The organism is Persicobacter psychrovividus (genome assembly GCF_036492425.1).
Lineage (GTDB): Bacteria > Bacteroidota > Bacteroidia > Cytophagales > Cyclobacteriaceae > Persicobacter > Persicobacter psychrovividus.
This window is the reverse complement of sequence record NZ_AP025293.1, coordinates 887,165-898,766: the sequence shown is the minus strand read 5'-3', so window position 1 is coordinate 898,766 and position 11,602 is coordinate 887,165. Positions and strand designations below refer to the sequence as shown.

Sequence of the window (11,602 nt, the reverse complement as noted above, 5' to 3'; positions counted from 1 at the left end):
GCTATTAACCTAAAAGACGGAGGATTAACAAAAAAGCTATACACGTCGGGTTACCGCCAATAATGTAAATAAAAGTTAATTTTTTATTAAAAACTTACATCATACCCTGCCTTACAAAACGGTTACCATTCACTATTCAAACATACGAATTGCGGTTTTCAGAATTTTTAGGTTCTGCACCAATAAGGTAACGATCGTTTTAGGTACAATTCATTACAGCCCCCCCTTCCTTGAACCCATTTTACAAATTACGATGACGCTCTTACATAAACACCCCTCGGTAAGCACTTCAACCTTCGCAATATTTTTTGACTTCCGCCCCTGTAATAATTGCCCACTGAAGCTTAACCCAATAGAATAATAAAACAATCATTAATAAAGCAAATCACAGCAAAGCCTGAATAACAACACCTCCCACAGCTCCCAATACACCAACAACTTACCACCCTATCTCCTGCTTCAAACCAACCAGCTAAACCACTAAATAATTTAAAGGAAACACTGCTTGTCTGTCAAATTTCAAGTCTGTTATTTGTATGTAATAAATTAGAATTACTAAATTGCGAAATATCGCAGCCCCAAAGGCTGCCTAAACTTATTGACAAAAAAATATCAAGGTATAAAATGGGAAGAGCATTTGAATTCCGGAAGGCGAGAAAAATGAAGCGTTGGGCACATATGTCCAAGACTTTCACTAAAATCGGTCGTGAGATCACTATCGCAGTAAAAGAAAGTGGCCCGGATCCAGACAGCAACTCTCGCCTTAGAGCAATTCTCCAAAACGCAAAAGCGGAGAATATGCCAAAAGACAATATCGAGCGCGCTATTAAAAAAGCTTCCTCAAAAGATACCTCTGACTATAAAGAGGCTTTATTTGAAGGCTATGCGCCTCATGGTATCGCTATCCTTATCGAGACTGCTACAGATAACAATAAAAGAACGGTGGCCAACATTCGTTCTTATTTCAATAAATGCAACGGTAGCCTGGGAACGTCAGGTTCTGTAGAATTTATGTTTGACCACACTTGTAACTTCCGCCTGAAAAATCCGGGAGATATCGATGTGGAGGAATTAGAACTTGAATTGATTGACTTTGGCGCCGAAGAAGTATTTGTGGACGGCGATGAAGATGACATTATGGTATATGGCGAATTCGCCAGCTACGGTGGTCTTCAGAAAGAACTTGAAGCACGTGGCATGGAAATTCTTTCTTCAGGATTCGAACGTATCCCACAGGTAACCAAGGAACTTAGCGAAGAAGACGCTGCCGATGTGGAAAAATTATTGGCGAAAATTGAAGAAGACGACGACGTTTTGAACGTTTTCCATTCTATGGCTTAATATAGTCCGATTTTCAGAAAAAGGCATTGCTAAAAACAGCAATGCCTTTTTTTTGGCCAAAAAACACCAAAGTGAAACAAGCTTTTAATAGGTACTTATTGTACTTTTATCACTTAAAGCCCCAACTCATTAATAATTTGATAGCATATTGGTGATTTAACCAAAAGAAAACGTACCTTTGCACTCCAATACCGGGTTGCGGGTACAAATCTTGAAATTTTTAGGCAGGATTATTGCAGCAGCCCCTACAATAATATAAAACAATATATGCAGAATTTTCAAGAAACAGGGCTTCGGAATGAACTTTTGGATGCCATCACGGAAATGGGTTTCGAAACACCTTCTCCGATTCAATCCAAAACCATTCCTCATATCCTGTCAACGGATCAGGATTTAGTAGCCTTGGCGCAGACCGGAACGGGTAAAACTGCGGCTTTTGGATTGCCAATTCTTCACCGAATTGATCCAAAATCGAAAAATGCTCAGTTATTGATTCTTTCTCCTACTCGCGAACTATGTATTCAGATCGCTACGGAAATGGAACGATTCCTGAAGTATATGGGAGACGTTAAAGTAGTTTCAGTTTATGGTGGTGCACCAATCGACTCTCAAATCAGAGCGATCAAACGTGGAGCTCAAGTTATCGTTGGTACGCCTGGACGTACAATTGACTTACTTAACCGACGTGTTCTCAACTTCTCTAATATCAACTGGTTGGTATTGGATGAGGCTGATGAAATGCTGAACATGGGTTTCAAGGAAGACTTGAACACCATCCTTTCTTCTACATCTGACGAACGTCAGACATTGTTGTTCTCTGCAACAATGCCGAAAGAGATCCAAAACATCGCAGACAACTACATGACCAACCCATTGACTATCAAAATGGGAAAAAGAAATGTAGCTTCAGATGACGTAAAGCACTTTTATTATTTGGTTCACGGAAGTGACCGCTATGAGACTATCAAGCGTGTTGCGGATATGAACCCAGATATTTACGGGATTATCTTCTCAAGAACTCGTGCAGAGGCTAAAGACATTGCAGAAAAATTGCAAGCTGACGGCTACAACGCAGATGCTCTTCATGGAGAACTATCTCAAGGACAGCGTGATCAGGTAATGAACCGCTTCCGTAACAAACAACTTAAATTGTTGGTTGCAACCGATGTTGCTGCCCGTGGGTTGGATGTTAATGAATTGACACACGTTATTAACTATAATCTTCCTGATGATAGCGAAGTATATGTACACCGTTCTGGTCGTACAGGTCGCGCAGGAAACAAGGGGATTTCAGTAGCGATCGTTTCAAACCGTGATGTGAACCGTATCAAAGATATCGAGCGTTTCATTGGTAAGAAATTCGAAAAGCAATTGGTTCCTGGTGGTGATGAAGTTTGTAAAGCCCGTCTTTTCAGCTTAATGTCACGTGTTGAAAATGTAGACATCAACGAAGAACAAATCGCTCCTTTCATGGAAGAAATCACAGCACAATTTGCTGAGATGAGCCGTGAAGAGTTGATCAAACACTTTGTTTCTGTTGAATTCAACCAAATCCTTTCTTATTACAAAAACGCCCGTGACCTGAACATTCAGGAGCGCAAGCAACGCGATCGTCGTGATAAGGAAAACAGCAAGTTTACGCGTTTCTACATCAACTTAGGTGAAGAAAACGAAGGCTTCAATAAATTAAAAATGATCGGTATGATCAATGACAACTTGCCGAAACGCAAAGTTGAAATTGGTAAAATCGACATCCTTCAGAAATTCTCTTTCTTTGAAGTAGATTCCAATTACGAAAACGACGTTTTGGATGCCTTCAGCAACCTTAACTTCGGCGAAAGCAAAGTATTGGTAGAGAAGAAAAAAGGCAAAGAACGCAGTGGTGGTTTCAAAGGAAACCGTCGTGGCGGCAGTGGCGGAGGATTCCGTGGCAATCGTCGTAGTGGCGGTGGCGGAGGAGGCTCTTACCCACGCAATGGCGAAGGCAGAAAACCAAGATATAGAGGATAGAGATTATCCAACATAAAATATTCTACAAAAGTCACACTTTCACAGGTGTGACTTTTTTGTTTTTAGTACATCGGGCAAAATAATAGTTACAACATAAGGGCTGCGGCATAAGTCATAAAAACAAATGGACCCCTACTATGAACATACACGACATCATTCTAAAAGCAGAAGAGCAATTATATTTTGAAGGATTTAAAAAGGTCGGTGCTTTTAAAGAATGTGATTATAAAATGTACCTCGCCCACTATATCATCAATGAAATTGAACGATATGATGACAAAGATCATTTACGCATTTGGACCAACAGCCGAATTAAAGACAATGGCAAAGACCCGCTGGATATTGTTATTGCTGATATAAAACAGGATAGGATTATTGCAGTGATCAACGTCAAGACCTGGTTCAAAGAATTGGACTGGATAGAAAGGATCTATCATTTGTGTAAAGACGGTGACCCTTCGATTCAAAGGTATTTCATCTCCTACCACTCCCCCGATCATAAATTACGGGTGCAGACTTTTAAAGAAAGCATGCAAATGAAATATCCCCAATTGCACTTTCTTCCACGAGCCTTCAAAGAAGACATTTTTTACAATCATCAGGTCGCTGAATTTTACAGAAAAAAATTCAGCACCAAATAAAACACCTACCGTTAACAACTCCACCCAGCATGAAAAACAATCTTATTTTGCAGGTCATCCTTGGTGAAGACACCAACTTTTCCTTTGAACACCGAGGGGTCAATGGGCTATTTATTTTTGGCTTGTTCATTGCTGTTTCCATGACCGTCGTGAACTTCACCTTCGGCCAACCCCTGATCGTCAAATTGCTCTATCTTACCCTCACCTTGGGCATTGGACTGATTTATTACTTTTCAAGGGTGAGAAAAAAATATGATGTGCCCCTGCTATTTTTCATATTGATCACCTATACCGTGCTAAGTGTGATCTGGTTCAGCACAGGAGGAGTTACCGGGTCCTCCGCCTTTGGAATGGTCTTTATTTTTATCAGTTTTCTGCATTTCATCCCCGAAACTTACAGGAACATTTTCATGAAACTGGTCATTATTAATTTTATTCTGTTATGGACATTACAGGAGCTTTACCCGCACTGGCTTCACCCCATTAGTGATGCAGAAAAAAAAATCAGAGTGATGATCAGCTTCGTTACAGGCTTTACTTTTTCAGGCATGACCTCCATACTTTTCAAGGCCCAAAGCAAAAAACGGGAAGAGCAGCTTTTCAATAAGAAAAATCAACTCGAACGGTACCAAAGTCAAATTCAAAACCTCGTAGATTCCGTTGGGGAAGAATTCTATATGTTTTCACGCGATGCCAATAACCAGCTGACCTTTAGCAGTAATAGTCCATCGCATATATTTGGTGAAGAGGTCAATATATTCAATGTTCAGCAATTTCTCGATCAGCATGTATTCCCCTTTTCCATTGTGGAGAACAATCAGAAAAGACATGTTTACGATGTGGCTATCCGTCGTGATGATAAAAAATTGCAGTGGGTAAGAATTACTGAATTTCAGATTTTTCAGCACGGACAATTGATCGGCATTGATGCCATTGTGCAGGATATTACAAAGCGCAAGCAACTCAACTCTCAACTTAACTCTGCCCTGAACAGAGAAAAACAGCTCGGGAAATTGAAATCACAGTTTACCGCCATGGTGAGTCACCAGTTTAAAACACCAATGACCATCATTAAAAGTACCACCCAATTACTCCAAACAATGGAAGAGGGTGAAATGACGATTTCAGAAAGTACCAAACAATGGCGACTCAGCAAATACGATCGGGTCTATTCAGCCATTGACTCTTTGACCGACATGGTGAACAGTATTTTGGTCTTTAATAAAAGTGAGGCAGGGAAAATTGCCTTCAACCCCGAAAACACCGACTTGATTCCCCTACTCCAGGAACTTATCGAAGAGTATGAAACGGTGGATCCGGAGCACCGAAAGATTTCAGTCACTACCAATGTTATTGGTGAAGTCAATTGGACCTTTGACCGTAATTTGATGAAACAGGTATTCTCTAACTTATTGTCAAATGCCCTGAAATATTCGGCCAATGCACCTGCGCCCCTCGTGAAGATTGAAAAAGACGAACAGTTGCGCATCAGTATCCGAGATTTTGGTATCGGTATTCCCGAAGAACAAAGAGGCAATCTTTTCCAGCCATTCTTCAGGGCAAATAATACCCATCAAATCAAAGGGACTGGGGTTGGTTTGGCTTTGGTACATGAGCTGATTAAGATCCATAATGGCAAAATACGCGTCTCTTTTCATAAAAATGAAGGGACAGAATTCATCATTATTCTGCCGAATGACCAGCAAAAGTCTGCACGTGATGAGTCGCCCACGACGCTGATCGAAATTGCTTAATTCACATCATCATACTTGTTTTTCGACTACATTTTGAGGATAAGCAAATATTAACCGCAAAATTATTTTAAAATGACATTAAGTCACGAAATCAACCAACAGTCGTTGTATTTATCACCAAATCACGGATGAAGGCGTTAATTTTTAACAAAATGTCAAAATTCGAGTGATTCATAACAAATCACGCTAATTTTTCGCCCAAAAGCCGAAATATCAACAGATTCGGAGAAGAGCTAAAATATCATTATACGATAATAAAAATATCTAAAAACACATGATCATAAAATAAAATAATCAAATATTTAAAATACTATTATGTTAATGCATTTCTAATATTATGATAATAAACACGAAACAAGTCCGTATCTATAATTATTGAAGTAACAGAACAGCCCTGATGACCTACTGAGGAAATATTTTTTTCAAGGCAACATTTTTTCTAAACTCAGATTAAAAATATCCTTGACTTTACCAAAAAACACCTCTGAGAGTCAATTAAAGGCCATTTATAGACTAATCTCAGCCATAAAAACCCATCCCATTTTTTACTATATATTAATCGGGTATTCAAATAGCGAAAATTAAGGCATTTTATTTGTAACATCTTTCAAAGACAACTACTAACGACGCAAAGAAAATGCAAAAAGGTTTACAACTGATGCTGGCGTTAATGTTCATGGTATTGACTTCATCCATGACTTACGCTCAAACAATTCTGAAAGGTAAAATCCTTGAAGATGGAACACATGACCCAGTTATTGGGGCGAACGTTTTATTAGATCACACCACACAGGGAACGATCACCTCTATCGACGGTTCGTTTACTTTGAAAACTGACAAAACAGGCCCTCAAACCGTGGACGTCTCTTTTGTTGGTATGGAAACACAACAAATCCCAGTAACGCTTAATGGAACAACTCAAGATTTGGGTACAATCCTCCTCAAAGGTGATGCCGTAGGTCTTCAGGAAGTTCAGGTTTTTGCATCGGTGGCCACTGATCGTAAAACTCCCGTTGCCGTAGCGACGATTAAGGCAAAAGCTTTACAGGAGAAATTGGGTACGCAGGAATTTCCTGAAGTGCTGAAATCTACTCCTGGTGTTTATGCAACCAAACAAGGTGGTGGATTCGGTGACTCCCGTATCTCTTTGCGTGGTTTTGGTTCAGAAAACATTGCCGTTTTGATTAACGGTATGCCTGTGAACGACATGGAAAATGGTCGAGTTTACTGGTCGAACTGGGCAGGTCTTTCAGACGTAACCCGCAGCATGCAGGTACAGCGCGGTCTGGGTGCTTCTAAATTGGCCATTCCATCTATGGGGGGTACAATTAACATTTTAACTCAGGCAACAGACGCCAAACAAGGTGGTAGCTTTTTTGTGGGAGTAGGTAATGATGGTTTCTCTAAGGAATCTGTAACACTTTCAACAGGTCAAATGGATAACGGCTGGGCAGTGTCTTTCTCTGGCGCGCATACCAAAGGTAACGGTTATGTTGATGCGACTCAATTCGAGGGTTGGTCATACTTCCTGAACGTTTCTAAGCAGTGGACTCCAAACCACATGATGTCTTTCAACGTATTCGGCGCAAGCCAAGAGCACGGGCAGCGTTCTACTCGTCTGAGCCTTGAAGATATTTATAATAATGGCCGTCGTTACAATGCTGACTGGGGTGTTTACAATGGTCATGTATTGAACTCTAAATCGAACTCTTACTCGAAACCAGTATTCTCTTTGAATGATTACTGGACGATCAACGATAAATTGCAGTTATCAACCGTATTGTATGCTTCATTCGGCCGTGGTGGCGGAGTTGCAGGTTACGGTAAAGATGCTTACTTCAATAACTACCGTTTGCCAAACTCACACATCGATTTTGATGCTTTGGCACAAGAAAACAATGATGCTGCTGATGGCAAGCCTGCTGGCGAATCTACAACCATCATGGCCAATGCCATCAACTCACACAACTGGTACGGTGGTGTTTCTACATTGACTGCTAATCTGTCTCCTGCTTTGACCCTGACTTCAGGGGTAGATTTGAGAGCTTACACAGGATTCCACACCAAAGAAGTTACTGATCTGATGGGTGGTGATTATATGATTGACCGCAATTTTGATGTCAATGACCCTAATAAAATCGCTCGTGTAGGTGATGAAGTAGGTTTCAAAAACGACTCTCACGTACTATGGCAATCATTGTTCTCTCAGTTGGAATACTCTAAGGATAATCTTTCTGCTTTCGTTTCTGGCTACGGATCGAACATCATGTACAAGCGTAAAGATTACTTCAACTATACTGAAGGAAACCAAGAAACAGACTATGTTTCATTCCAGACTTACGGAATTAAAGGTGGGGTAAACTATAACTTCAATGCACACCATAATGTGTTTGTAAACGCAGGTTACTTGCAACGCCCTCCATTCATGAACGCTGTTTTCATGAACTACAAAAACGATATTAACAAAGGTGCTGTAAACGAAAAAATCATCACTATTGAAGGTGGTTACGGTTACCGTTCAGCAAAATTTGCAGGTAATGCAAATGCTTATATCACCAAATGGCAAGATAAAGCCATGACACGTACTTTGTTCGGTGAAGCACAAGACGGTGGTGACCTGTTCGCCAATATTACGGGCTTGTCAGCACTTCACGAAGGAGTTGAGTTTGACTTTGAATACCGTCCATCGAAATTATTGACCATCAAAGGTTCTGGTTCGATCAACAACTGGTACTGGATTGATGACGTGAACGCCACGTTCTACGACCAAAACCAACAACCTGTTGGTGGTGAAAAAGCCTTGTCTGTAAAAGACCTTAAAGTAGGTAATGCTGCACAAACTACGGGTGCTTTGGGTGTACGTTACGAAGTGTTGCCTAAACTGAGAATCGGTTTGGAAGGCACCTACTTTGGCAACATCTACGCCGACTACGATCCTTCAAAACGTGATTTTGATGCTGAACACCCAGAAACTGCTGACCGTGAGCAATCATGGAAAATGCCGAACTACTTCTTGTTGGACTTCAATGTGAACTACGGGTTCAAAATCGGTAAATTTGACGCCACTATCTTCGGTAACCTGAACAATATCTTGGATACCGATTACATCGCTGATGCACGTGACGGAAACGACCACAACTGGCAAAGTGCTTTGGCATACCCTACGGTAGGTCGCACCTGGTCATTGGGTATGAAAGTTAAATTTTAATCACAAGATTGATCTCAAGGGGGAGCCTGCGCTTCCCCATAAAAATACAGAAAGATGAAAAATTCTTATATCTATTTCCTATTCGCTTTGGTTTTGGGAGCATCTGCTTGTAACCCAATGAAAGACATTCATGATGAATTGGATCAGAAACTGACTCAAAACGATGATTGGTATCGTTTTATCAGTGGAAAAACTTTGGTGGCAGATGCTGAATACACAAAAGACGCCCCTTACACTTTGGCCGATGCCGATTATGCGTTATCGTCAAAAGAAAGCATCAAAAAATATAAAAACTTCGGTAAAGACAGCCTTTCTTTCGAGGAGAATGTAACGGAGGTTTTAGGAAATAAATACATGGCCAAAGCCGGTGAAACAATGTTCGTGACCTATAACACTTACATCGACCACCATAAAAGTGCTGACACCACCATGGTTACTTTTGATGTGACCAACACCAAATGGTTGGCCGTTCCAAGTTTCAACTTCGCACCTACTGCTAAAGTTGACAAAGCGACCGCCTATACCCTAACGGCGGATGATTACGCCATGGTAGGTGAAAATCCAAAATATGGCAGCTTTACCCTGAGCCATTACAAAACAGCAGAAGAAGTTTACGCCAAACTGTACGTGGTTTTAAAAGCGCACTTCATGGTAAACATGAAAGAAGGCCAGGTATTTGAGGTAACCTACAAGACTTACAATAAACATTCAGATATTAAAGTTGAAACGCCACTTTATGTAAAAGTAACTCTTTAATCTGATTCAGTTTAAAAATATTCTAAGCGGTTGTTCTTTGAGCAACCGCTTTTTTTGCTTCATCACAAAGAATTCCCATCCATTTTTTAAAAGTTCAAATAATTAAATTGTATTGATTTTTTTTATCATTATTTTGATTTAAATTCAATCTAAAAGAATTCACCATCGCTGATAAACAACTGAAAATGAAATGAAAGCATCCCTGTATTTTTTCTTTCCCCTCATTTTTCTATCTCTGGTTGGAGCTACACAACTTTGCGAAGCGTCTTCTGCACCTAATAATACGCCTATTAAAGGCGTGCAAGCAGCCCAAACTCCCCTGAGCAAACAATACGATGCATTAAAAAAGTTAGGCTTAAGCCAAACATCAAAAAAAGTTTACTTGGATCAAGACGGCAATGTCACTTCATTGCATTTAAATGGTACAGGCCTTACCGAACTCCCTCCAGAAATCCGCTACCTCACGTCTATAGTTTACTTAGAATTATCAAACAACCAACTCACATCGCTACCTGTAGAAATTGGATATTTAACCAACCTCATGGAGTTAGATATTTCGAGGAATAAACTGATAAAAATCCCGACGACCATCGGTAATTTAAAAAAGTTGAAACACCTTGACTTAGACCAAAACAACTTGGCTTTGCTCCCTGATGAATTTGGTCATTTACCGAATCTTGAATATTTAAAAATCTCCTACAATAAATTAATCAAACTACCCAACACCATAGACGGATGGGAAAGCCTTAAAAAACTTTATATTGAGGGTAACCAGTTAATGAGGTTGCCCAACGAATTTAGTGAACTGAAACAGCTTCAAACACTGATTGCATATAACAATCAATTAGTAGAACTACCCAAGAATTTTGGAAAACTGAAGGCATTGAAGGCGATCTTAATGCATAACAACGCCTTGAGTTCCCTTCCAAAAAGCTTTTCTCAACTCGAATCCCTTGAACAACTCAATTTACATGAGAATAACATCACAGAGTTGCCCAAAGCTATCGGCGACTTGAAGAACCTTTTGAACTTAGTCCTAAATGATAATCAATTAAAAAGGCTACCCAACTCCATAGGAAATTTATCCCAATTAGTAAACTTAGAGATACAGCGCAATCAACTTAGCGAACTTCCAGAAACAATAGGTGGACTTACAAATTTAAAAGTCTTGTACCTACCCGATAACGACATTGAATACCTACCTGCATCAGTAGCCGAAATGAGAAGCCTGTATATTGTCATTCTGAACAATAATAAGATTCGGGATATAAGCCCACTCAATGGTCACTATCGGATAATTCGAGAACTGAATTTATCGAACAATAATCTTTCGGAATTACCTGCCTTTTTCGGAAAACACACCTCCTTGGAAGAATTGAACCTCTCCAAAAACAGCATCACCAAACTACCTGATTCTTTTTCCGATTTGGAAGATCTTCGGATCCTGAATTTGGAGAATAATCTAATAACCCAATTACCAGAAAATTTCGGAAATCTTGGTGCTTTGACGACCCTCAAATTACGAGAGAATAACCTCAAGATACTTCCAGAGTCCATCGGTAACTTGAGGGAATTAAAAACGCTTAATTTGGACGATAACCAATTGAACAATCTTCCTACTTCCATCGGACAACTGTCGCAACTTAAGTATCTCCGCCTGAATGACAATAACCTAACCGAACTCCCAGAGACCATCGTCAACTTATCAAGCTTGGTTGAATTGAGGGTCTCCAGAAATAAATTGACAGGATTACCTAAAGGGTTTGATAAAATTGGCAGTTCATCACTAACCGTTTATTTATCTGTCAATCCCCTTTCGCAGTTTGCTCAGGTTTTAGCTGATCAATATAGAAATATACACTTCAGCTGGCAAATCCCAAAATAGCCAAATG

At 40.0% G+C, this 11,602-nt stretch carries 7 protein-coding genes; all 7 read left to right on the top strand.

Annotation, left to right across the window (positions count from 1 at the left end):
• The first annotated feature begins 624 nt into the window (after nucleotides 1-624).
• Nucleotides 625-1,341, top strand: coding sequence for a YebC/PmpR family DNA-binding transcriptional regulator (locus AABK40_RS16820; RefSeq protein ID WP_332921895.1), 717 nt, complete (start codon nucleotides 625-627; stop codon nucleotides 1,339-1,341).
• Between the two features lie 267 nt (nucleotides 1,342-1,608).
• On the top strand, nucleotides 1,609-3,351 hold the full coding sequence (locus tag AABK40_RS16815; protein WP_332921894.1) for a DEAD/DEAH box helicase: 1,743 nt from the start codon (nucleotides 1,609-1,611) through the stop codon (nucleotides 3,349-3,351).
• Nucleotides 3,352-3,488: 137 nt separating this feature from the next.
• Nucleotides 3,489-3,992, top strand: coding sequence for a hypothetical protein (locus AABK40_RS16810; RefSeq protein ID WP_332921893.1), 504 nt, complete (start codon nucleotides 3,489-3,491; stop codon nucleotides 3,990-3,992).
• A 29-nt stretch (nucleotides 3,993-4,021) separates the two neighbouring features.
• Nucleotides 4,022-5,746, top strand: coding sequence for a PAS domain-containing sensor histidine kinase (locus AABK40_RS16805; protein WP_338398239.1), 1,725 nt, complete (start codon nucleotides 4,022-4,024; stop codon nucleotides 5,744-5,746).
• 637 nt (nucleotides 5,747-6,383) lie between these two features.
• The gene (locus AABK40_RS16800; RefSeq protein ID WP_338398238.1) at nucleotides 6,384-8,954 is read left to right on the top strand and encodes a TonB-dependent receptor; all 2,571 of its coding nucleotides are present in this window, start codon (nucleotides 6,384-6,386) and stop codon (nucleotides 8,952-8,954) included.
• 54 nt (nucleotides 8,955-9,008) lie between these two features.
• Nucleotides 9,009-9,710 (top strand): hypothetical protein, encoded by a 702-nt coding sequence (locus AABK40_RS16795; RefSeq protein WP_338398237.1) that lies wholly within the window; start codon nucleotides 9,009-9,011, stop codon nucleotides 9,708-9,710.
• 190 nt (nucleotides 9,711-9,900) lie between these two features.
• Nucleotides 9,901-11,595, top strand: a complete 1,695-nt coding sequence (locus tag AABK40_RS16790; protein WP_338398236.1) for a leucine-rich repeat domain-containing protein — start codon at nucleotides 9,901-9,903, stop codon at nucleotides 11,593-11,595.
• Nucleotides 11,596-11,602 lie beyond the last annotated feature (7 nt).